The organism is Hymenobacter sp. DG01 (genome assembly GCF_006352025.1).
Lineage (GTDB): Bacteria > Bacteroidota > Bacteroidia > Cytophagales > Hymenobacteraceae > Hymenobacter.
On record NZ_CP040936.1, the window covers coordinates 1,537,703 to 1,560,188 of the forward strand.

The 22,486-nt window shown below is 57.7% G+C and carries 22 protein-coding genes; 13 read left to right on the forward strand and 9 right to left on the reverse strand.

What is annotated here, in order from left to right; translation table 11 throughout:
- Window positions 1-6: 6 nt before the first annotated feature.
- The 3 genes from FGZ14_RS06580 to FGZ14_RS06590 all read right to left on the reverse strand — a co-directional run bounded on the left by FGZ14_RS06580 (window position 7) and on the right by FGZ14_RS06590 (window position 3,821).
- Window positions 7-819, reverse strand: coding sequence for a porin family protein (locus FGZ14_RS06580; RefSeq protein ID WP_139922457.1), 813 nt, complete (start codon window positions 817-819; stop codon window positions 7-9).
- On the reverse strand, window positions 768-1,496 hold the full coding sequence (gene ubiE / locus FGZ14_RS06585) for a bifunctional demethylmenaquinone methyltransferase/2-methoxy-6-polyprenyl-1,4-benzoquinol methylase UbiE (RefSeq protein ID WP_139922460.1): 729 nt from the start codon (window positions 1,494-1,496) through the stop codon (window positions 768-770). The genes FGZ14_RS06580 and ubiE overlap by 52 nt, the downstream gene beginning before the upstream one ends.
- Before the next feature lie 129 nt (window positions 1,497-1,625).
- Window positions 1,626-3,821: an OmpA family protein gene (locus FGZ14_RS06590; RefSeq protein WP_139926036.1), complete on the reverse strand. Its 2,196-nt coding sequence runs from the start codon at window positions 3,819-3,821 to the stop codon at window positions 1,626-1,628.
- A 508-nt stretch (window positions 3,822-4,329) separates the two neighbouring features.
- Between FGZ14_RS06590 and yihA the strand changes: the two genes are divergently transcribed.
- The 3 genes from yihA (at window position 4,330) to FGZ14_RS06605 (ending at window position 6,084) form a co-directional block, all read left to right on the forward strand.
- A complete protein-coding gene (yihA, locus tag FGZ14_RS06595) occupies window positions 4,330-4,947 on the forward strand; it encodes a ribosome biogenesis GTP-binding protein YihA/YsxC (RefSeq protein ID WP_139922463.1) in 618 nt (205 codons plus the stop codon).
- A 76-nt stretch (window positions 4,948-5,023) separates the two neighbouring features.
- Window positions 5,024-5,491 carry an energy transducer TonB gene (locus tag FGZ14_RS06600; RefSeq protein WP_139922466.1) on the forward strand — a complete coding sequence of 156 codons (468 nt, stop codon included), beginning with the start codon at window positions 5,024-5,026 and terminating at the stop codon, window positions 5,489-5,491.
- A 29-nt stretch (window positions 5,492-5,520) separates the two neighbouring features.
- Window positions 5,521-6,084 carry a DUF5606 domain-containing protein gene (locus tag FGZ14_RS06605; RefSeq protein WP_139922469.1) on the forward strand — a complete coding sequence of 188 codons (564 nt, stop codon included), beginning with the start codon at window positions 5,521-5,523 and terminating at the stop codon, window positions 6,082-6,084.
- Window positions 6,085-6,167: 83 nt separating this feature from the next.
- Here FGZ14_RS06605 and fbp read toward each other — a convergent pair whose 3' ends face one another.
- A complete protein-coding gene (gene fbp / locus FGZ14_RS06610; RefSeq protein ID WP_139922472.1) occupies window positions 6,168-7,196 on the reverse strand; it encodes a class 1 fructose-bisphosphatase in 1,029 nt (342 codons plus the stop codon).
- A gap of 155 nt (window positions 7,197-7,351) precedes the next feature.
- Here fbp and FGZ14_RS06615 point away from each other — a divergent pair, with 155 nt between their 5' ends.
- The 7 genes from FGZ14_RS06615 (at window position 7,352) to FGZ14_RS06645 (ending at window position 14,225) form a co-directional block, all read left to right on the forward strand.
- The gene (locus FGZ14_RS06615; protein WP_139922474.1) at window positions 7,352-8,641 is read left to right on the forward strand and encodes an aspartate kinase; all 1,290 of its coding nucleotides are present in this window, start codon (window positions 7,352-7,354) and stop codon (window positions 8,639-8,641) included.
- 15 nt (window positions 8,642-8,656) lie between these two features.
- Entirely contained in the window at window positions 8,657-9,193 is a 537-nt protein-coding gene (locus FGZ14_RS06620) for a GNAT family N-acetyltransferase (RefSeq protein ID WP_139922477.1), read from the forward strand.
- 153 nt (window positions 9,194-9,346) lie between these two features.
- Window positions 9,347-9,805, forward strand: a complete 459-nt coding sequence (locus FGZ14_RS06625; protein ID WP_180754514.1) for a Fur family transcriptional regulator — start codon at window positions 9,347-9,349, stop codon at window positions 9,803-9,805.
- A 106-nt stretch (window positions 9,806-9,911) separates the two neighbouring features.
- The gene (locus FGZ14_RS06630) at window positions 9,912-10,550 is read left to right on the forward strand and encodes a peroxiredoxin (RefSeq protein ID WP_139922484.1); all 639 of its coding nucleotides are present in this window, start codon (window positions 9,912-9,914) and stop codon (window positions 10,548-10,550) included.
- A 249-nt stretch (window positions 10,551-10,799) separates the two neighbouring features.
- Complete coding sequence (locus tag FGZ14_RS06635) at window positions 10,800-12,050, forward strand: 3-deoxy-D-manno-octulosonic acid transferase (protein ID WP_139922487.1); 1,251 nt, start codon at window positions 10,800-10,802, stop codon at window positions 12,048-12,050.
- Between the two features lie 97 nt (window positions 12,051-12,147).
- Window positions 12,148-13,074, forward strand: a complete 927-nt coding sequence (gene rsgA, locus FGZ14_RS06640; RefSeq protein WP_139922490.1) for a ribosome small subunit-dependent GTPase A — start codon at window positions 12,148-12,150, stop codon at window positions 13,072-13,074.
- Window positions 13,075-13,340: 266 nt separating this feature from the next.
- Window positions 13,341-14,225: an NAD(P)-dependent oxidoreductase gene (locus tag FGZ14_RS06645; protein WP_257883361.1), complete on the forward strand. Its 885-nt coding sequence runs from the start codon at window positions 13,341-13,343 to the stop codon at window positions 14,223-14,225.
- A gap of 131 nt (window positions 14,226-14,356) precedes the next feature.
- Here the strand turns inward: FGZ14_RS06645 and FGZ14_RS06650 are convergent, their stop codons facing one another.
- Window positions 14,357-15,010, reverse strand: a complete 654-nt coding sequence (locus tag FGZ14_RS06650; RefSeq protein ID WP_139922492.1) for a fasciclin domain-containing protein — start codon at window positions 15,008-15,010, stop codon at window positions 14,357-14,359.
- 188 nt (window positions 15,011-15,198) lie between these two features.
- Between FGZ14_RS06650 and FGZ14_RS06655 the strand changes: the two genes are divergently transcribed.
- Both FGZ14_RS06655 and FGZ14_RS06660 read left to right on the forward strand, forming a co-directional pair.
- Window positions 15,199-15,657 carry a peptidylprolyl isomerase gene (locus FGZ14_RS06655; protein ID WP_139922496.1) on the forward strand — a complete coding sequence of 153 codons (459 nt, stop codon included), beginning with the start codon at window positions 15,199-15,201 and terminating at the stop codon, window positions 15,655-15,657.
- A 256-nt stretch (window positions 15,658-15,913) separates the two neighbouring features.
- Complete coding sequence (locus FGZ14_RS06660) at window positions 15,914-17,206, forward strand: dicarboxylate/amino acid:cation symporter (RefSeq protein ID WP_139922499.1); 1,293 nt, start codon at window positions 15,914-15,916, stop codon at window positions 17,204-17,206.
- A 94-nt stretch (window positions 17,207-17,300) separates the two neighbouring features.
- Here FGZ14_RS06660 and FGZ14_RS06665 read toward each other — a convergent pair whose 3' ends face one another.
- A complete protein-coding gene (locus FGZ14_RS06665; RefSeq protein ID WP_139922502.1) occupies window positions 17,301-17,480 on the reverse strand; it encodes a hypothetical protein in 180 nt (59 codons plus the stop codon).
- Between the two features lie 234 nt (window positions 17,481-17,714).
- Window positions 17,715-19,244, reverse strand: coding sequence for a sigma 54-interacting transcriptional regulator (locus tag FGZ14_RS06670; protein ID WP_139922505.1), 1,530 nt, complete (start codon window positions 19,242-19,244; stop codon window positions 17,715-17,717).
- Between the two features lie 160 nt (window positions 19,245-19,404).
- On the opposite strand from FGZ14_RS06670, the gene FGZ14_RS06675 reads away from it, so the two are divergent.
- Window positions 19,405-19,737: a 2'-5' RNA ligase family protein gene (locus FGZ14_RS06675; RefSeq protein WP_139922508.1), complete on the forward strand. Its 333-nt coding sequence runs from the start codon at window positions 19,405-19,407 to the stop codon at window positions 19,735-19,737.
- Window positions 19,738-19,763: 26 nt separating this feature from the next.
- On the opposite strand, the gene FGZ14_RS06680 is transcribed toward FGZ14_RS06675, so the two are convergent.
- Window positions 19,764-21,242: a TlpA disulfide reductase family protein gene (locus FGZ14_RS06680; protein ID WP_180754515.1), complete on the reverse strand. Its 1,479-nt coding sequence runs from the start codon at window positions 21,240-21,242 to the stop codon at window positions 19,764-19,766.
- Window positions 21,243-21,333: 91 nt separating this feature from the next.
- A complete protein-coding gene (locus FGZ14_RS06685) occupies window positions 21,334-22,440 on the reverse strand; it encodes a VWA domain-containing protein (protein ID WP_139922514.1) in 1,107 nt (368 codons plus the stop codon).
- Window positions 22,441-22,486 lie beyond the last annotated feature (46 nt).

Genomic DNA, 22,486 nt, shown 5'->3' on the forward strand with positions numbered 1-22,486 from the left:
AGAAGGTTAGCGGCCCGACCAGATGTTCAGGTACAGGGTTACGGTATTGCTTTTCATGCTCTGCAGGCTGCGGCTGTACACATCGGTGCCGGGTTTGTAGAGGTTGCGGAGGCCGTGGGAAAAGCGCAGCTCAGGCGAGAACTTGAAGAAGGGATAAAACAGGTCCATCCCTACCCCATACTCCAGCGCTATGTCGCTGCTCTGGGCCTGCAGCAGGTTTACCTCGGGGTCTTTGCGGCGGTTCCCGATGTTAAAGCTCGGCCGCACGCCCCCGATAATGTACACCCGCGAGTTGCGCCGCCGCTCCGACTTCAGCTTGAACAGCACCGGTAAGTCAACCTGGGTACTGCCTATTTCCTGGTCCTCAATTTCGGCGGGGTCGTTGCTGGTTTGCGGCGAGTAGCCGTAGGGCTTGAACTCAATCCGGCGAGTCAGGAAGCTGACGCCCGGCGAGAAGTTCAGGGCGCCGTAGTCACCCACCCGGAAGTCGCTCAGAAAGCCCACCGAGAAGCCGGGACTAATGATAGAGTTAGCCGATACGCCCTGGCCGGGGTAGCCCGCCGCCTGCTCAATCTTATAGCGCGAAAAGTGCGGAGCTACGTACATGCCCAGGTGCAGCCACCGGCTGTCGTAGCCCGGCAGGTTGTCCACCGTCACCGATTTCACTTGTCCGTTGCGGCCGCGGCTGGCGCTGGTCCGGCTCTTGCGCTGGGCCTGGGCACTGAAGGGCAGCACGCCCAGGGCCACGGCCAGCAGCGCCAGGCGGGTTACTTTTGAGCCGTGTAAATAGAGCTGATGCCGAACGTGAGGGGTTGCCATGCGGGAGAGTTAAAGCCAATTTTACGCAGGATGGCCAGGAAATCCTGTCCGTCCGGAAAGGCCTGCACCGATTCGGGCAGGTAGGTGTAGGCGGCGCGGTCTTTGGAAATCAGCTTTCCGAACACCGGCAGGATATTCTTGAAGTAGAAGTTATAGGCCTGCTTCATGGGAAAAGCCGTAGGCTTGGAAAACTCCAGTACCACCATTTTGCCGCCTGGGCGCAGCACCCGGCGCATTTCGGCCAGCCCCTTTTCCAGGTTCTCGAAGTTGCGCACCCCAAACGAGGCCGTTACGGCGTCAAAATGGTCATCCGGAAATGGCAGGCTCTCGGAGTCGCCCAGTTCCAGCCGGATGCGGTGGCTCAGGCCCTTCTGCTCCAGCTTGCGGCGGCCTACCTCCAGCATGCCTTCCGAAATGTCCACGCCCGTAATCTGAGCGTCGGGGGTAGCGGCCCGCAGGGTTTCAATGGCAAAGTCGGCGGTGCCGGTGGCAATGTCCAGAATGCGGGCCGGGCGCAGCTGCTTGAGCTCGTTCACGGCCTGGCGACGCCAGTAGATATCCGTGCCCACGCTCAGAAAGTGGTTTAGGAAGTCATACTTGCCGGCAATGCTGTTGAACATCTGGGCCACCTGCGACTTTTTGCCGGCGGCGTCATCTTTATAGGGTACTACGGACATACTTCTCAGGGCGAAGAACGAGGAAACAGGGGCGAAATTGCCCAAATAGAACGGGCCCGCCCGCATTATGTTGAAAAAAAACGGGTCGGACTAGCAGCCCGACCCGTTTTCTTAGTAGCAGACAACTGATTAGTCGTTGTCCGTCTTCACTTTGGTTTTCGATCCATCCGCTTGTTTAGCCTTCGAGTCGATGGTACCATCCTTGGTGATGGTCTTGCTCTTCTCGTCGTTGGCGCCTTTGGTTTTCACTTTCACCTTGTCGCTGTCCTCGTCCACTTTGGTTTTCACCTTAGTGCCGTCGGGCAGCTTAGCCTTGCTCTTGCCTGGCTGCAGGGGGGTAGTGGTACGGGTAGCCGACGAAGAGGAGCTGGTGGTAGAAGTACCGGTAGTACCAGCGCCAGCCGAGGGGTTGGTCAGCTGCGGAGCGGCTTCACCCTCTTTTACAATCACACGGAACTCCACGCGGCGGTTCAGCTGCATGTTTTCCGGCGAATCGTTGGCGGCCGCCGGACGACGCTCACCGTAGCTTACCGTTACCATGCGCGTTTCCGCGATACCCGACTTCTTCAGGTAGTTGTAGGCAGCGTCCGAGCGGTTCTGGCCCAGCACCATGTTGTACTCGTCGGTGTTGCGCGAGTCGCAGTGGCCCTCAATAGAGATGTTCACGCCGGGGTTAGCCTTCAGGATGCGGCTGATGTTGTTCAGCTCCGTAATCGACTCCGGACGCAGCTTGTACTTATCCGTGTCGAAGTAGATTTTCTTGAACTGAGCGAACTGAGTGCCGCTGGTATCCACGTAGGGCACGTAGAAATCCTTCTCAATTACCGTCGAATCGTTGGTTGAAATCGGAACGGCAAATTCCTGCGTTTCGATGTTCTTACCGTCTTTCGATACGGCTACCTGGTAGCTACGGCCCGACAGCACGTTTACCTGGTAGTCGCCGGTTTCGGGCTTGGTTACGTCGCGGTAGCTCAGGGCCGTTTTATCGGCCTGGGTGCCACTGAACACCAGCTCTACCCCCGGAATAACGGTGCTGTCGCGCTGCGAGAGCACCCGGCCCCGGATAATGGCGTTCTTGATGTAGTTGATGGTGTAGATGTCCTTCTCACCGTAGCCCCCAATGCGGTACGACGACAAGTAGGCGTAGCTGCCATCCGGGCTCAGGCGGTAGTAGGAGTCATCATCGGGGGTGTTGATGGGGTAGCCCATGTTCTCGGGGCGGCCCCACTTGTTGCCCACCGAGTCCCACTCCGACTTGAAGATGTCGTAGCCGCCCATGGTGTTGTGGCCGCGCGAGGAGAAGTACAGCGTTTTGCCGTCCTTGCTCAGGTAGGGGCTGTCATCGTCGTACACCGTATTAATGGCGTTACCGATGCTCTTGGCCGGACCCCAATCGCCGCCGGGCTGGCGGGTGGAGTAGTAAATATCGAGGGTGCCTTCCTCAGAATACTTGGCCGTGGAGAAGTAAATGGTCAGGCCATCGGGCGTAATGTAGGCGTCACCTTCATAAGCCTTGGAGTTGATATTACCGTTCAGTTTTTTAGGGGCCGTCCAGTCGCCGCCCGACTTCTCCGTGTAGAAGAAGTCACCGTTTTCGTCCTGGCGGTACATCAGCATCTTGGTGTCGTTGTCGAACACCTGAATGGAGGCATCGTGGCCTTTACCGTTGAGCACACCGCTCAGGGACCGGGGCTTTTCCCAGTTCTCGTCGTCGATGCGCTTGGCTTCAAAGATGTCCTCGAAGTATTCGCCGTCGGAAGCCAGGTTGCCACCTTTCTTGCCATCGGCATTGCCCGCGCCCGTTACGTTTTCACCCCGCGAGGTGAAAAGCAGCAGTTTGTCGTCGCTGGAAATTACGGGGCTGTGCTCCGAGTACTGGGTGTTGATGGTAGGCCCCAGGTTCTTCACAAAAATGTCCTTGGGGCTGTTGAACTGCACCTTGGCGTTTTTGCTGTGCTGGATTAGCTGAGCCAGTTCCTTCTTGCGCGTGTCTTTGCTTTTGAGGGTAGCGTTGTAGGCCTGAAAGTGAGAGATTGCCTCATCAAAGTTGTAGTTCAGGTGATCTACCCGCCCCAGCCAATATTCCACGTCCTTCGAGACATTTTTCTTTAGCCGCTGCGCCTTATAGATATAGTCGCTGGCTTTCTCTTTGTCGAAGGACATATAAGCAATACCCGCCCGGAACAATGCCTGCGCATTGTTTGGCTCCTTGGCCAACACTTGTTCAAAGTAAGGAATGGAGGCCCGGTAGTTTTCCTGATTGAAAAACTTGTTCGCAGTCTTCAGTTGCTTGCGCGTGCTTTGAGCCAGGGTAGGCTGGGCCATAGCAGCCGTAAGCGCGAAGGCGCACGAGGCTTTCAATAACCTTCTGACTAAGTTGTCCATTGTTGGAGGGGTTAGGGAAATAAGGAGTTGCAAAGGAGGAGTTGAGAAATGCCGTACACCGGCTGTGCGGGCACTTTTTCAGGAGTTGCCTCTTATACTGAAAACCTGCCTCAGGGTTGAGGCGGGCGTGGCGAAAATGTAAGGCTGACGCGAAACTTGCATCATTTTCTTTTCAGTATCGCCGCCATATACTGCCGTAAAATCAAGTAATTGGCGGGCAAAGATAGAAATTCTATAATACGACCTTAGTCGTATCCAATTATGTGAAATAGTGGTAGTAAAAAGAAAAAGAAGTGAAGTTTTCTAATCCTAAGCTGTAACTACGGCCATTCCTGACCGCACAAATATAGTCCGCCTACTTAAACTACAAGGTTTTTCCTTAAAAAATTATGAATCTACCTGGTAGCGCTTGAATATCTACCTTTGCCCTACAGTTTACGCTTGGCTTATGAATATCCAGGAAGCAAAATTTCTGATGAGCAACTCCCGCGTGGAGGATTGTCCGCCCCCCACGCTGCCGGAGTACGCCTTTATCGGCCGGTCCAACGTGGGCAAATCGTCGCTGATTAATATGCTGACGGGCCAGAAGGGCTTGGCCAAAACGTCTTCTCTTCCTGGCAAAACGCAATTAATCAACCACTTCTTAATAAATAGTACGTGGTATCTGGTTGATTTACCCGGCTACGGGTATGCGCGCGTCAGCAAGGAATCGAGGGTAAAATGGAGCCGCATGATTAATTATTATCTGCGCAAGCGCGAGAATCTGGCGTGCGTGTTTGTGTTGCTCGACTCGCGGCATGCACCACAAGCCGTGGACCTGGAATTTATGGAGCAGTTGGGCAGCGAGGGGGTACCGTTCGTTATGGTCTTTACGAAAGCCGACAAACAATCCGGCACCCGCACCCAGCAGAACGTAGCGGCCTACCTCGAAACCATGGAGCAAACCTGGGATGAAGTACCCCGTCATTTTGTAACGTCGGCGGAAGAAAAGACCGGCCGGGAAGAGGTTTTACAATTCATTGCGGAGGTAAATCAACAGCTCGCGCAAGCAGCCGATAATACGTAAATTGGCCCCGTAATTGCCCCGTGCGGCCCGGCCTCGCAGCCGTTGTATCTCTCGTCTGTTTCTTGCTTACCTTTTTATGAAAAAACTGCCCGTTCTGTTGGGTATTGGGCTGCTGGCTTGCTCCACGGCGGCTGTAGCCCAGAAGACCAAAGTAAAAATCAAAACCGACGGCCCGGCGCCGGAAGTAGCCACCGAGGCTCCGGCCCAGACGGCCCCAGCCCACGCTCCCAAAGCCATTCCGGTGGCAGAGTACTACGAAGGCGGCCAGGAGGCTATGTACGCCTTTATTGAGAAGGAGCTAAAGTACCCGGTTATGGCCCGGCGCAACCGCATTCAGGGTCAGTGCATTGTGAGCTTCACCCTGAACACCGACGGCACCATGTCGGGCATCAAGCTGGTGAAGAACATTGGCGGCGGCTGCGGCGAGGAAGCCCTGCGCGTGGTGCGCCTGCTCAAGTTCAACAAGCCCGACTACGCCATCCTGACCAGCCTGCCGGTTACCTTCAAGCTGCCCGCGCCCGGGCAGGCCGCCCCAACTGAGTAACTTCGCACTTTCAACAACTGCTTTTTCTTATGCCCTACGACCTGAAGGAAGTTGCCGCCATCAGCGGAATGCCCGGTCTGTACCGCCTGCTCAAGCCCACCCGCGCCGGCGTTATCATTGAAGCCCTCGACGAGAAAGGCACCCGCTCCGTGGCCTCGGCCCGCAACAAGGTGTCCCTGCTCCACGAAATTTCCATCTATACCCAGGACTACGATCAGACGGTGCCCCTGTCGGAAGTATTCGACCGGATTCATCAGAAGCACGGCGCCGAGCTGAGCCTGACCCACAAGTCGGACGACCGGGACCTGACGGCTTTCATGGCTGACATCATGCCCGACTACGACCGGGACCGGGTGTACCTCTCCGACATCAAGAAGCTGGTGCAGTGGTACAATACCGTAAGCAAGCGCCTGGAATACCAGGCCCCGGCCGAGGAGGAAACCACGACTGAGGACGGAGCCGCTACCGCTGAGGAAGCCCTGAGCACCGCTGGCATCATTCCGGCCGCTGAGGAAACCAACGCCGCTGGCAGCCCCGAAGCCGTTACCGAGGCCAAGCCCGCCAAGAAAACGACTAAGAAAAAGGCTGAGTAGTACCTGTTGCTACCCCCTTAGCATAAACAAAGCCGCCCGGCGTACCGGGCGGCTTTGTTGTTTCAGTATGGCAGCGTTGCCGACTAGGATTTCAGCACGGCATCGGCGGCAAACTCGGGCGCCAGGAATTCTTCCACTTTATCTACCATGTCGGGCGAGCCGATGAAGAGGGGACACCGCTCGTGCAGCTCGCGGGGCTCAATTTCCAGGGTGCGGCGGCGGCCGTTGCTGGATTTGCCGCCGGCCTGCTCCACAATGAAAGCCAGCGGGTTGCACTCGTACATCAGACGCAGCTTACCGTTGGGCGCTTTGCGGGAGGTAGGGTACATATAAATGCCGCCCTTGAGCAGGTTGCGATGAAAATCGGCCACTAAAGAGCCGATGTAGCGGGCCGAGTAGTTCTGCTCCTTGCAGAAAGCCACAAAGTCCTTCATTCTCTCCGAGAAAGACTCCGACACGCCCTCATTAACAGAGTAAATAGCGCCTGATTTGGGGGTCTGAATGTTGGGGTGCGAGAGGAAAAACTCGCCCAGGGAGGGCTCGTAAGTGAAGCCGTTTACGCCGTTGCCGGTGGTGTACACCAGCATAGTGCTGGAGCCGTAAATCACGTAGCCGGCCGCTACCTGGTGGGTGCCCGTCTGGAGGCAGTCCTGGCGGGTGCCTTCGCTGCCGGTGGGCGATACGCGGCGGTAAATACTGAAAATGGTGCCAATGGATACGTTCACGTCAATGTTCGAGGAACCGTCCAGGGGGTCGATGGCTACCACGTACTTGCCCTGCACGTTGCCGGTCTGAATCATCTCGTCATCTTCCTCCGAAATGATGGTGCACACTTCGCCCCCATTGCGCAAGGCCCGGATAAAGCGGATGTTGGCAATAACGTCGAGCTTCTGCTGGTCCTCGCCCTGCACGTTGCGGTTGCCGTAGGCACCGGCAATATCAATGAGGCCGGAGCGGTTGATTTCGCGGTTCACGATTTTGGCCGCCAGAGCAATGTCGCGCAGCAGCTGGGAAAGCTCCCCGGTGGCATACGGGAAGTCTTCCTGCTTGCGCATGATGAAGCGGTCCAGGGTGGTACCAACGGGCAGGGCCAGCTTGTCGTGGTTTGTCATGGGTAAGGAAATAGGATGCGGGTGGGAAAGACCAAAATTAACCAATTTGCCGGAGTAGTCGGAGCGAAATTTCGCTACTCAGTAATTCCGGGGGCCCGCTGCGCAATTTGGCGGGTGTCGTGGGGCAAAGCAGTGCGGGCTCCTACCTTTGGGCCATGCACGCATCGCATCAACTCCGCGTTTATAAGTTCGGCGGCGCTTCGGTCAAGGACGCCGCAGCCATTCGCAACCTCGCTCACATTGTGCGCACGCACGGGGGTAGCAGCCCGCTGCTAATTGTGGTATCGGCCATGGGCAAGACTACCAATGCCCTGGAGGAACTCTTCCAGCTGGCCCACGCAGGCCAGGATTACATCGCCCCGCTGACCAAGCTGCGCGAATTTCATCTGGGCGTAGCGCAAGAGCTGGGTGCCGCTGATGACTCCACTTTTACCCCCACGCCTACCCTGACCGAATTGCTGGAACAGCTGCAGGATAAGCTGGCGACCCTTTCGCCCGGCGAGTTCGACAAGCAGTACGACCAGGTGGTGAGCTTCGGGGAACTACTGGCGACGCTGATTGTGGCCCGGGCGCTGCAGGCCCAGTGGCTCGACTGCCGCCCCCTCATCCGCACCGACCATACCTGGCGCGAGGGCCGGGTGGACTGGCCGACTACGGAGCGCAACCTGGGCGCTGCCCTACCCCCTCAGCTTCAGCAAGGGCCCGTGGTTACGCAGGGCTTCCTGGGTGGTACGGCCAGTGGGCAGACCACTACGCTGGGCCGGGAAGGCTCCGACTATACGGCCGCCATTCTGGCCTACTGCCTGGGTGCCGAGTCGGTAACGATTTGGAAGGATGTGGCCGGCTTGCTCAACGCCGACCCCAAAATCTTTGCTGACACGGTGCGCTACCCCGAAATCAGCTACCAGGAAACCATTGAAATGGCGTACTACGGGGCTTCGGTCATTCACCCCAAAACCATTAAGCCCCTGGCCGTGCGCGGCATTCCGCTCTTGGTAAAATCGTTTCTGCACCCCACGGCCGAGGGCACGCGCATCCACGACTGCCGCCACGGCCTGCTGGCCCCCGCCTTCATCCGCAAAACCAGCCAATGCCTGATTTCTTTTGAATCCAAGGACCTCACCTTTATATCAGAGGAGAACCTGGAGGTGATTTTCGGGGCCCTGGCGCAGGTTAGGCTCAAGATCAACCTGATGCAGAACTCGGCCATTAGCTTCTCGGTCTGCACCGATTTCTCGGCTTACCGCCTGGAAAAACTGCTAGCCGCGTTGCGCGAGCAGTTCACCATTCACTACAACACGGGCCTGGAGCTCTATACCATCAAGAACTACGACGCGGCCAGCATTCGGCGGCTTACGGAGGGTAGGGAGCTGCTGCTGGAGCAGCGCACACGCCAAACGTTTCAGTTTGTGTGCCGGGGCGGCGAAAACGAATTCATCAAGTAAGCCGCGCTGGTTTTCATGATTGATACTCCCCGCCTTCAGTTGCTGCCCTGTACTCCGGCCCACTTTGCGGCCCTGCTGCGCCACGATCTGGCGGAGTTGGCTGGGTTGCTGAACGTGCGGCCGGAGCCGGACTGGCTGCGGCAGGATGAGGTATGGGACATTCTGCCACAGGCCGAGCGTTTCCTGCGGGAGCACCCCGAGGCCGCCGCGTGGTGGCTATACTTTTTGGTGCACCGCACCCACAAGACGCTGCTGGGGGTAGGCGGATTCAAAGGGGCTCCTTCGGCGGATGGTTCGGTAGAAATCGGTTACAGCATTGCTCCGGTTTTTCGGCAGCAGGGCTACGCTACGGAAACCGTGCAAGGGATGCTGGCCCACGCTTTTGCTCAGCCGGCAGTACGCCAGGTGCTGGCCCACACCCTACCCCAGCCCAACTGGTCAACCCATATTCTGCAGAAGGCAGGGTTTGTTTTCCAGCAGGAGGTAGCAGACCCCGCCGACGGTCCGGCCTGGCTATGGGTCCTACCTCGCACCGCGTACCAAAGCCACTAAAACACTAGCTGCGGCAAGCGGCTTAGCGGGCGTTTTGGGGCAAAGCAACAGGCACTTACTGTGTCGGTTCAGATCAAGAAACCGGCCCATACGAAACAATTTTGCCCTTCTGCCCCTTATAGCTGTATCTTTGCGGAGAATTATTCTTGTCTGGTGGCTCTTTCTACTGATCCATTTTCTCCTACCCCGCCCGATGCGGGGCACCTGCGCACCCGGCTGGCCCAGGCTGGCCTGCGGGCTACGCGCCAGCGCCTCGTGATTCTGGAAAGCCTGCTTACGCTGCCGGGCCACCCGACGGCCGAGCAAGTGCATCGCCAGGTAATCAGCCAGGAGCCTACCATTTCACTGGGCACAGTGTATAAGGCCCTCGATTCGTTTGTGGCGGCTGGCCTGACCCGGCGCGTGGCCGCGGCAGAAGGTACTTCCCGGCGCTACGATGCCGACTGCACGGAGCATCATCACCTGTTCTGCACCAACACGCAGGAAATCATTGATTACTGCGACCCGCAGCTGGATGCGCTCATCCGCGACTTCTTCGCGGCGAAAGGGCTGCAAAACTTCCAGCCCCACTCCTTTTCCCTGCACATTACGGGTAGCAAGGTGATGAAGTAACAGATGACCGGTAATGCGGCTTGTTATCCGCTTCCTTACCTGCTCACTGCCTTCCTCACATTCAACCTGATTTTCCCTTTACCCCTTTCACTTCATTACCAAACTCATGGCAGTTCTCGTAGGTAAGCGCGCTCCTTCTTTTAAAGCTACCGCCGTTATTGATGGCGAATTCGAGGAGGATTTCTCCCTCGACCGGTACCTGGGTAAGAAGCACGTTATCTTCTACTTCTACCCCGCCGACTTCACGTTCGTGTGCCCCACCGAAATCATTGCCTTCCAGGAGCGTCTGGCTGATTTCGAGGCCAAAGGCGTGGCCATTGTGGGCTGCTCGACCGACACGCACTTCTCGCACTTTGCCTGGCTGCAAACCCCGCGCGACAATGGCGGCATCGAGGGTGTAACCTACCCGCTGGTGGCTGACGCTACCAAAACCATTGCTGCTAACTACGACGTGCTGGGTGGCCACTACGACTACAACGAGGCCGGCGAAATGACCTTCGTAGGCTCACCCCTGGCCTACCGTGGCCTGTTCCTGATCGACAAGGACGGCATCGTTCGTCACCAGGTAGTAAACGACGGTCCGCTGGGCCGCAGCATCGACGAAGCCATGCGCATGGTGGACGCTCTGCAGTACTTCGAGGAAAAAGGCGAAGTATGCCCCGCTAACTGGGAAGAAGGCAAAGAGGCTATGTCGGCTACCCGCGAAGGTGTGGCTAACTACCTCGGCAAGCACGCTTCTCACTAAGCGTACTGCTTCCTCTAAACATAAAGCTCCGGCCCGCTGGTCGGGGCTTTTTTTGCGCCAGTGCGGCGGCAGAACCGGAACCATGTACTTTTGCATGAAGCCTCTCCCGGAGCAAGCTGTTCGTATTGCTACTTGCTTCCATTGAGCTTTTTTCATGGGAGCGGCTTCTTTCAGCCATGGCGCACAGAAGCCACGCGCTGGCCCGTCACTTGCGGGCCGCTTCACCTGACATCTGACCTTACACGCACGTTGCTTTTTCTATATTCCATAGCCCTCCCCCTTTACGCGCTGCTGCTGCGGCTGGTGGCACCCTTCGTGCCCAAGGCGGCACAGTGGGTAGAAGGACGGCGCGGGCTGCTGGCTCACATTCAGGAAACTCTGCGCAGTGAAACCGCGCCCCTGGCATGGTTTCACTGCGCTTCCCTGGGCGAGTTTGAGCAGGGCCGCCCCCTGATAGAGGCCTACACCGCCCGCCACCCTGGCCACAAAATCGTGCTGACGTTTTTCTCGCCCTCCGGCTACGAGGTGCGCAAAAACTGGCCCGGCGCCGCCTACGTGTTCTACCTACCCCTCGATACAGCTGAAAACGCCCGTGCTTTTCTGGATGCCGTGCGCCCGGAGCTGGCCGTGTTCGTGAAGTACGAGTTCTGGTACCACTTCCTCACGGAGCTTCAGCGCCGCCAGGTGCCTACTATCTGCGTATCGGCTATTTTTCGGCCCGAGCAGTCGTTTTTTCAGCCTTGGGGTGGCTTCTTCCGGCGCATCCTGAGCCGGTTCACGCATATCTTCACTCAGAACCAAGCATCCGCTGACTTGCTGCGCCAGGCCGGCCTAACCCACGCAAGCGTGGCCGGCGACACTCGGTTTGATACGGTGGTACGCACGGCCTCGGCCCCGCCTCGCTCCCTACCCCTCGTAGATGCCTTTACCGATGACTGGTGCCCGGTGTTTATCGTGGGCAGCAGCTGGCCAGAGGACATGCCGGCCCTCACGCCCCTGCTACAACAGTACGCCGATCAGCTCCGCTTCATTGTGGCCCCGCACGAAATCAATGAGCACAACCTGCGCTTGGTAGAAGAAGCCCTGCCCAGCCGGGTAGTACGCTACTCCCGCGCCGAGGTGGCTACCGTTGCAGATAGCCGTGTGCTGCTCATGGACAATGTGGGCCTGCTCAGCCAGCTCTACCGCTTTGGGCACTACGCTTACATTGGCGGGGCGTTCGGCAAGGGGCTGCACAACACGCTGGAAGCAGCGGCTTTCGGCCTACCCCTGTTCTTCGGGCCAACCTATTACAAGTTTCAGGAAGCCCAGGACCTGGTGGAGTTGGGTTGCGCCTTCCCGATTTCCTCAGCCGATGAGCTGCTGACGGCTTTCGGGCCCCTTTTCCACCGCGAGGAAGCTCGCCTGACGGTGCAGGACCTCAGCCTCGACTACGTGCACGACCACAGCGGCGCCACCGGTAAAATCATGAGCTGGCTCGGGGAGAGAGAAACTGAGTAATGGAGTAGCTGAGCATGACGTCCTCCCCGACTGTCTATTCAGCCACTCCATTACTCAGTTTCTCCACTCAGCTACTCCGCTACTCAGTTACTCTCCCATGATCGGAATCATCGTTAAATCTACGGGCTCGTGGTACGTCGTGCGCGAAACGGCAACGGGCCAGCTGCACCGCTGCCGCCTGCGGGGCAAGTTCAAGCACAAAGGCCTGAAGGTGAGCAACCCATTAGCCGTGGGCGACCAGGTGGAGTTTACGGTAGAGGAACAGACGGAAGGCGCGGGCGTTATTCATCACATCGAGCCGCGCCGCAACTACATTATCCGCCGCTCGGTACACAAGGCCGAGCACGCCCACATCGTCGCCGCCAACCTCGACCAGGCTCTGCTAGTTGTAACGCTGGCCTCACCGGCTACCTCCTTTGGCTTCATCGACCGGTTTCTGGTAACGGCTGAGGCGTACAGCATTCCGGTTACGCTGCTGTTCAACAAAACTGACCTCTACGACGAGGACTTGGCCGATTATCAGGAGCAGATTCTGAAGATGTACCAGCGCGTAGGCTACCCTGGCCTGCGCTGCTCGGCGCATACCGGCGAGGGAGTAGCGGCCATTGATGCCCTGCTTGATGGCAAAGTATCTCTGCTCTCGGGCCACTCGGGGGTAGGCAAGAGCACCCTCATCAACGTACTGGTACCCGACCTTGATCTAAAAACGGCTGAAATCAGCGAGTTTTCCGATAAAGGTGTGCACACCACTACCTTCGCCGAGATGCTGGAGGTACGCCCCGGTACTTACCTCATTGATACGCCCGGGATTAAGGAATTGGGGTTGGTGGATATGAAGGCCGGTGAGCTGGCCCACTACTTTCCCGAAATGCGCGCCCTGCTCAACCAGTGTCGCTACCACAACTGCCAACACCTGCACGAGCCCGGTTGCGCCGTGCGCGAGGCCGTGGACAAAGGGAAAATTGCTCTCCCCCGCTACGACAGCTACGTGAGCATGCTGGAAGGCGACGACAACCGGAAATAGGTAGTGAAGTAGTGAGTTGGTGAAACGATAAGATTGAGGTTCTGTCTGTCTGAAGGGGTAGTAACGCGTCTTGATTGTTGATGAGAGTGTTCAAGCCACGCGGAAGAGCCGTTCAACGCTGAGGCGCAAGGTTGTGTCATTACACCCGCTTGTCAGTAATGAATTGCAAACAACCAGCGAGGTTTGCCGCTTGAACGGGGGTAGCGCCGTAAGCGTAAAGCACTCCTGAACGACAACTCACCCCTTCACCTTTCACAGTTTCACTCTTGACACAGCATACAATTGCCTTCCTGGGCCTGGGTAGCATGGGCCTAGCTATGGCCACTAACCTTTTGAAAGCCGGCCACCGCCTCACCGTATATAACCGCACCGTCAGTAAAGCAGAGCCATTGCGCCAGCTTGGCGCTACCGTAGCCGCTACCCCTGCTGAAGCCGTGAAAGACGCGGAATTCGTGTTTACCATGGTCACCGACGATGCCGCGCTGCAGGAAATCTGCCTGGGCCCTGAAGGTATCTTGTTGGCTTTGCCCCAGGGCGCGGTGCATGCCTCGTGCAGCACTGTAGCCCCTGATACTAACCGTCGCTTGGCCGAGGAGCACGCCCGCCACGGCAGTTCTTTGGTGACGGCCCCAGTGTTCGGCAAGCCTGATGTAGCAGCAGCCGGCAAGCTGTGGTTGGCTGTAGCCGGCGAAGCTAGCGCCCGCGAAAAACTGAAGCCAGTACTGGAGCCCCTAGGCCAAGGCGTCCATGATTTCGGCGACGATGTAGGAGCAGCCAGCATCGTGAAACTCTGCGGCAATTTCATGCTAGGGGCCGCTATTGAGGCTATGGCTGAGGCCTTTACGTTGGCCCAGAAAAGCGGCTTGGAGCGGCAACAGGTTTACGAGTTCTTTACTTCTACCCTCTTCAACACGCCTATCTACAAAAGCTACGGCAAGCTGATTGCGGAGCGCCACTACCAGCCGGTGGGCGCGCCGCCGGCCATCATCCGCAAGGACCTACGCCTGATTCTGGACGAGTCGCGCGCCCGCGTGGTGCCCATGCCCTTTGCCAACATCATCCACGACCACCTCTCCACAAGTGTGGCCAAAGGTGAGCAAAACGACTGGGCCGGTTTCGCCGAGCGCGTAACTGAAGGCGCGGGGTTATAACTGATGAATGGTGACGGAATGACAACCATCCCCCTTGTCATCCCGTCACCATTAACTCTTCTCGCCCAAAACAAAAAAGCCCGGCTGAAACAACCGGGCCTTTTTAACCAATCAGGAAGATTGAAAATTGCTTAGCTGGCGGGCGGCGGAGGTAACAGCACGCCTTCGATGAGGTGGGTAACCCCATTGCTGGAAATGACGTCGGGGGTCTGGATGTTGATGGGCGCATCTTTGCCATTGCTAACCATCACCTTGCCGTTTTGCACCGAAATCTTGATTTTCTCGCCGTTGACGGTGGTTAGCTCCTGACCGTCGCGCAGGTCTTGCGCCAGCAGGCGGCCCTGAATGACGTGGTAGGTGAGTACGCCTTTCAGCTTTTCTTTGCTTTCGGGCTTCATTAGGCTGGCCAATGCACCATTGGGCAGCTTATCGAAGGCGGCGTTGGTGGGCGCGAATACGGTGTAAGGACCCGCGCCGCTCAGCGTCTCATCGAGGCCGGCAGCCTTCACCGCTTTTACCAGGGTAGTAACGCTGGGAGCCAGCACCGCATTCTGCACGATGGTTTTGTCGGGCGTCATGGGCACATTATCGACCAGTACACCTTCCTTTTTACCCATACGCGCCGAGTCCGACAGCATTGCCGTGGAATCCACGGTGGTGGCTCCGGGCTCGGCAGTGGTTGCGGTTTCGGTGTTTTTAGCGGTATCGCCGCAGCTGCTGAGCCCAACGCTCAGGGCAGTTGCCGATACCAGGGCAAGGGTAGTAAGGCGGAAAGTCTTTTTCATAAGACGCGAAACAGGGTGTTAAAGGGAGAGATGGTAAAGAGCAGCTCCAGATAGGTGCTATGCTTACGCACCAAAGCTATATCCGGATGCCGCTCGCCCCCAAATTGGCTACCTTTGCGGCTTCCTTCTGTACCCACCCACAGGTCGGGCGCGTATAGGAGGCCATTCCACCTACTTTTTTACAGACGATGAAAACTGCCGAAATCCACACCAACAAAGGCGTGATGAAAGTGGAGTTCTACGAGAAGGACGCTCCCAACACGGTTAAAAACTTCACCGACCTGGCCCAGCAGGGCTTCTACGACGGGCTGAAGTTTCACCGCGTGATTCCCAACTTCGTGATTCAGGGCGGCTGCCCCAACTCCCGCGACGGCGCCAAGGGCATGCCCGGCACTGGTGGCCCCGGCTACAAGATTGACTGCGAACTGAACGGCGAAAACCAGTACCACGACCGTGGGGTGCTGAGCATGGCCCACGCCGGCCGCAACACCGGTGGCTCGCAGTTCTTTATCTGCCACTCGCGCGACAACACTGCCCACCTCGACCGGAACCACACCGTGTTCGGTAAAGTGGTAGAAGGTCAGGACATCATCGACCAGATCAAGGCTAACGACACTATCGACAAAATCGTGGTAAACGAGGCCTAAGCCCTAGCCAAGCCCACCACAAAGGCCGTCTGCTTTCGTAGCAGGTGGCCTTTGTTCTTTTACGTAGCTTGTCACCAGAGGCTACCAACCAAATTTTTGCTGGGCCACCTGCGCTTTCCTGCCATACCCCCTGAGGTGGGCTTAACCTTTGGCAGGCAGTAGCGCCAAGTCAAATGGCCATGCCACCTATCGGCCTGTAACTGTTGTAGCTTGCCTCTCTGGACCCCGGCGCACTCCCAAGCCTGCTTTCCATCTAATGAAAAAACTTGCTTCTAACCTTACGTTTCAGGTTCTCACCGCTATTGCCCTAGGCATACTTGTCGGGGCTGTGTTTCCCGACTTTGGAGCGGCGCTCAAGCCTATCGGCGACACGTTCATCAACCTGATCAAAATGCTCATCACCCCCATCATCTTTCTGACGGTGGTGCTGGGCATTGGCGGCATGGGCGACCTGAAGAAGGTGGGGCGTGTAGGCGGCAAGGCACTGCTGTACTTCGAGATTGTAACCACGCTGGCCCTAGTTATTGGCATAACGGCGGCCAACCTGGCTCACCCCGGTGCCGGCATTGATGCCCGCGCCTCAGTAGCTACGCAAAGCGCTGCACAAGCCGCTGAAGCCTCGAAATACACTGCGCAAGCCGCCAGCGGCGAAGGCATGCACTGGGTTGATTTCGTGACGCACATTGTGCCGCATAGCGTGGTAGGCGCTTTTGCTGAGGGCGAGGTACTGCAGGTGCTGCTCTTCGCGGTGCTGTTCGGGTTTGCCCTGAGCCGCATGCCTCAGGACTTAGGAGCACCTCTTCTGAAAACCTTCGACCGACTTTCCCACGCCATGTTCGGGGTGCTGGCTCTGGTTATGAAGCTCGCACCTATTGGGGCGTTTGGGGGTATGGCCTTTACCATCGGCAAATACGGGTTGCACACCCTACTGCCTCTGGGCAAGCTGATGCTGGTGGTGTACCTAACGATGTTCCTGTTCGTGTTCGGGGTGCTCAATGCCATCATGCGCTTCTACGGCCTGAGCTTGTGGCGCTTCCTGGGCTTTATTAAGGAAGAAATTCTTTTGGTGCTGGGCACCTCATCGTCCGAGTCGGCATTGCCGCGCATGATTGACAAGCTGGAGCGCTATGGCTGCTCGCGCTCCGTAGCAGGCCTGGTCATTCCTACCGGTTACTCTTTCAACCTCGACGGCACGTCCATCTACCTTTCCATTGCGGCCATTTTCCTAGCCCAGGCCTTTGATATCAACCTCACGCTCAGTCAGGAAATTTCCCTGATCGGCATCCTGATGGTGACCAGCAAGGGCGCAGCCGGCGTGACGGGCTCCGGGTTTATTGTGCTGGCTTCTACGCTGGCCGCTACCCGTATCATTCCGGTAGAAGGGGTAGCCCTGCTGCTCGGCGTCGATCGGTTTATGTCCGAGGCGCGGGCCATTACCAACGTTATCGGCAACGGGGTAGCTACCCTGGTCATCGCCAAGAGTGAAAACGAGTTCGACAAAGCCCGGCACTTATTGGCCCTGCAGGGGGTAGGCGTAACACCAGAGTAAGCCTAAAACTGTAGTGCTCCTTTATAGAAACGCCCCGTGTACCAACAGGTGCACGGGGCGTTTGCTATACAAGGGGAGTGCGCGGTACGGGGGCCTAGCGCTTCTGGAAAATCCAGCGGCAACCGGGCTGATATTTTTTATAAACGGGGCGGTGTAGGCCACCTTTGTAGTAACGGGCTGGGCCAAAGACACTAGCTGTGGCGGTCAGGGTAGGCGCCAGCAGGGCCAGTACGAGGGCAAGGCAAGCGAAGCGGGCGGCGAGAACAGCTTTCATATATGCAGGGGGTAGAGAGTTTCAGGGAGGATACCGACGGGGCTTGCCCGCTGGGAACACTACAAAGGAACAGTACCCAGAGCGGTGCAAGCAGGGAGTTAGCCAAGCTGGGCTAAATCCTATCCTAACCACTCATTTTCCCGGGCGAAGCCTACCTCCAAGCTCAAAGCAAACGGCCCGCCTCCAGTTCTCACTGAAAGCGGGCCGCCTTCTATTCTGCCGTTACATCAGTATCTAGCGGCGCTTGCGCTTCTTCGATGACAGGTATTCCTCATCATCGTCGTCATCGTCGCCAAAGTTAGGCATGGTGAACATGCTGCTGAGCAGGTCCTTGAACTGCGCACCGGCCGTGAGGCGGTTACGCGAAATCAGGCTGTGCTCCGACATACCGTGCAGAGCGAATTCCATCCAGAAGTGCAGGTTTTCCTTGCTCAGCTCGCTGGGCACGCTCTGCTGCACCAGGTCCTTGAGGCCAGGAACTACGTCCAATACCTTGCGGTAGTCCTCGTCGGAGGCATCGTGTAGCAGATCAATGGTGCGGGAGCCAAACCAATCCTGGACAGGCTTATACGGGTTGGGCTTGTCCTTCTGCTTCTTGGTTTTCTCAGGGTCAGGGAAGTACTGCAGGAATTGGGTCCGGATGGCTTTGCCCATGAGCTTCTCGGCCACGATGCCCGCGCCTTCCTGCTCGCCTTCGTACACCAGCTCTACCTTGCCCGTTACGGCAGGCACAGCCCCCAGAAAATCGGCGATGCGCACGTAGGTTTGGGTTTCGCCGTTGAGCAGAGCCCGGCGCTCAGCGGCGGCAATAACCTGCTCGTAGGCCGAAATAGTAAGACGAGCCGACACGCCCGACTTGGCATCCACGAACTCGGAGCCGCGGGCCTCAATGGCTACCTGCTCTACCAAGTCGTGCACGATTTCGTTGGTGGTCACCAGGCCGCGCTGCTCTTCCCGGATGCGAGCTTCCTGCTTGGTGATGCGCTTGCCGATTTCAATGCTCTTGGGGTAGTGCGTGATAATCTGCGCGTCGATGCGGTCCTTGAGCGGCGTTACAATGGAGCCGCGGTTGGTGTAGTCCTCGGGGTTGGCCGTGAAGACAAACTGGATATCGAGGGGTAGGCGCACTTTGAAGCCCCGAATCTGGATGTCGCCTTCCTGGAGAATGTTGAACAACGACACCTGGATGCGGGCCTGCAAGTCGGGCAGCTCGTTGATGACGAAAATGCCCCGGTGCGCCCGCGGAATCAGGCCGAAGTGAATTACCCGCTCGTCGCTGTACGGCAGCTTGAGGGTAGCGGCTTTGATGGGGTCAGCATCACCGATAAGGTCGGCCACCGATACGTCGGGGGTAGCCAGCTTCTCGGTGTACCGGTCGTCGCGGTGTAGCCAGGTAATAGGCGTGTCGTCGCCTTTTTCAGCAATGAGGTTGCGGGCAAACACCGACAGGGGCTGCAGGGGGTCGTCGTTCAGCTCCGACCCTTCCACTACGGGCACGTACTCATCGAGCAGGCTCACCAGCAGGCGGGCAATGCGGGTTTTGGCCTGCCCGCGCAAGCCTAGCAGGTTGATGTGGTGGCCGGCCAGAATAGCGCGCTGCAGCTCCGGAATAACGGTTTCCTCGTAGCCAAAAATGCCGGGAAACACGTCTTCCTTGCTTTGTAATTTCTTAATCAGATTGTCGCGTAGCTCCTGTTTCACGGAGCGGGGCTGGTAGCCGGACTGCTTCAGGGCACCGAGGGTGCGGATGTCAGGTTGAGTCATACGGGGGAGTGAGTTACCGGCCTGCCTACGTACCCAGACCAGGGTCAGTCTGGTTCAGACAGCCGGAATAATAGTATAACTAGCAAGCCGGGCGGTTGGTTCGGGTAAAATAGACTTACCTATACTAGCAGCCGAAGTATATCAGCTATTTATCTGTACTATGAATCTAGCAGAGCATTACGACGCCATGCGCGAAGCAGCGGAATCTGATACCCTAACCCGGCTGCGCAACCAGCTGCGAACGGCGTTCCGACGCTCTGGGCTGCTGCAATCCATTGACCAGCGCTACCCCCTGCAAACGGCTCACTCCCCCGTGCTGCGCTTTACTACTCCCCTGCACTGCCCGAACCAACTGGTAGCCGCGCTCCGGCACTATCAGCACACCCCCATCGGCACTTTTCAGGTCGATACCCTGGAGCTGGTGTATAACGACTGGTACCAGCGCGCCGCCAACACCGTAGTACTAGAGCGGTACCTTCTCAGCAGTTTGTAGCAGGAAATAAACGCAAGGCGTGTGCGCTAGGGCTGGGCGGCTAACGCTTGCTCCAGCAGCGCTGCTATTTCGGGGCCGGCTGAAGGGCGCGGGGCACCGCCGCGCCAGATACGGCCGTTGCGCCCAATAACCCAATAGTTAGGGTAACCGCCCACGCCGTAAGCCGCCGCAGCCTGGGTTGCGCCCGGGTCCAGCAGGTGCACACTGGTAGGGCCAGTTAGCGGGTATTTCGCCAATGCGCGTTGCCAGTCTTCGGCTTTGCGGTCCACAGATACGTACAGGAATACTACGTCGCGGCCCTGAAATTGCTTTTTCAGCTTCCGGGCGGCAGGGGCCTCCGCCAGGCACGGGGCGCAGCTGCTGTACCAGAAATCCAGGTACACTACTTTACCCCGGAAGTCGTGCAGAGAAACATTTTTACCGGTGGCATCGCGCAGAGTGAAGTCCGGGGCTTGGCTTCCCGCTTGTAAGCCCGCCGTGCTGCGCCAGGCCTCGCGCAGATTCCGGGCGATGGTGGAGTCGCGGTTGTGGACCCGAAATGCGGGTAGGGCTGCCCGTACTGCCAACCGGCCCTCATCCGGGAAGTCGTACAGCTGGTTTATCAGCAAGTCGCCTACTACCTGGTCGCGCAGGGTAGTTGCACCAAAATCAGCGGTGGTACGAGCGTAGAGTTGCTCCCCTGTGCCAGGGGTAGTAGCCAATCGTCCGGAAGGTGCCACCAGAAAAGCGTAGCGGTAAGCACCCAGCATGAATGCTACCGTTTGCAGTTGCGCAGGTCGGCACGCATACACGCCTTCCGGAGGCCAGTGCAGCTCGCGCAGAGACGCAAAGTAATCAGGTGGCAGTACTGGCTCCTGCTGGGTGGTCCCCTTCACGTGGCCAGCGTAGCGCAACAGTGAAAGCGCCCGTTGCTGCGCTATTACTCGCCGTCGCAACCGCAGCAATGGTTCCGGCAGCGGGGCGCGGGCCTGCCAGGCGGCCAGGGTATCTAGCTGGCGCTGCTGGTAGGCATCTACCCGCCGTACAAATTCCGCGGGGCTGCTCGAGCCGACCTGGCTTTCAGGCAGGCCGTCGAAATTATAGTCAAAATGGTGCTGGGCCCGGGCCAGGTAGTTGTTGACGTGGGCACCGCGGCCCCTGAAATGGATGGTTTCGTAAAAGTTTTTGCGGTCCACCACTACGTCCAGGGAGTCGCCGGCCCGTAGGTAGAGCGTCAGGGCATTACTTACCCCGAACTGAACGTCCAGGGAGTCTGATACATTTTCTTCTAGCAGCCGGAATGTACCATCCGGGGCAATAGAAACCGCCCGAGCGGTGCGTTGCGGGTGCCCGGGCTGTTTGCGCCACAGCCGCACACTGTCGCCGGGCTGGGCATTTTTCACGGTGCCGCGCAGCACGGCCGTGGTAGCTGGCTTAGCAGTCGCAGTAGGGGTAGGTTGCGAGGACCGGACAGCAGTACAGCTGCCCAGCAGCAGGTATAAGCTCACCAAGGATAAAGGCTTCATATCAGTAGGATACAAAAAAAGCCGCTGAGGTAGCATTACCCCAGCGGCTTTCTTATAATTCTCTCACGAACAAGAGATTATAAACTACTTATTATACCGACTTCCGGCGGTTGCGCTTGTAGTCCTCGAAAATCAGGTGGCCCAACCCTTTCAGGGAGCTGTAGTAGGCTTTGCCCTGGTTGACCTCCGTGAACTCCTGTACGAACTGTTGCAGGTAGGGGTCGGAGGCAATCATAAAGGTGGTGATGGGCACCTTGAGGCGGCGGGCGGCGGCGGCTAGGTTCAGGGTGCGGTTTACTACCTTCCGGTCTAGCCCGAAGCTGTTTTTGTAGTAGCCGTTGCCTTCCTTCAGGCAGGTGGGCTTGCCATCGGTAATCATGAAAATCTGCTTGTTGGGCGTTTTGCGCTTGCGCAGCAGGTCCAGGGCTAGCTCCAGGCCGGCAACCGTGTTCGTGTGGAAAGGGCCAACTTGCAGGTAGGGCAGTTCTTTCACCTCAATCTGCCAGGCATCGTTGCCGAACACGATGACATCGAGGAAATCCTTGGGGTACTTCTGCTTTACCAGTTCGGCCAGAGCCATGGCTACCTTCTTGGCGGGCGTGATACGGTCCTCGCCGTACAGAATCATGGAGTGCGAAATGTCAATCATGAGCACCGTACTGGTCTGGCTCTTGTGCTCATTCTCGCGTACTTCCAAGTCGCCCTCGGTCAGCATGAAACCGTCGCCATCCATGCCGTGGTTGAGCTGGGCGTTGCGAATAGACTCAGTCATCTGAATCTGCTCCAGCGAGTCGCCGAAGCGGAACTCCCGCATGTCGGTGCTCAACTCGTCGCCCTGCCCGGTGTGCGGGGTGCGGTGGTTACCCTGGCCCGACTTCTTGAGCTTGCCAAAGATTTCCTCCAGCGCCGAGCGGCGGATGTTCTGCTCGCTTTTGGCCGTGATGTTGAACGCGCCCGGCTGCTGGGGGTCCTCATCAATGAAGCCCTTCTTCTTGAGGTCCTCAATGAAGTCGCCCATGCCGTACTCGTTGTCGGTGAGGCCGTACTGTTTATCCAGCTCGTTCAGCCACTGCAGGGCTTCGCTCACGTCGCCGCTGGTGATGGTGACGAGCTGCATGAATATCTTGAAAAGGGAGTCGAAGCCTTTCTCACTTGACTCCTCGGGCACGAAGTCCCGGAAACGAAAGCCTGCTGACATATCTGGGGGAGTGAGTCTTTAGAACAACGGCCGGGGTAGCAATGTT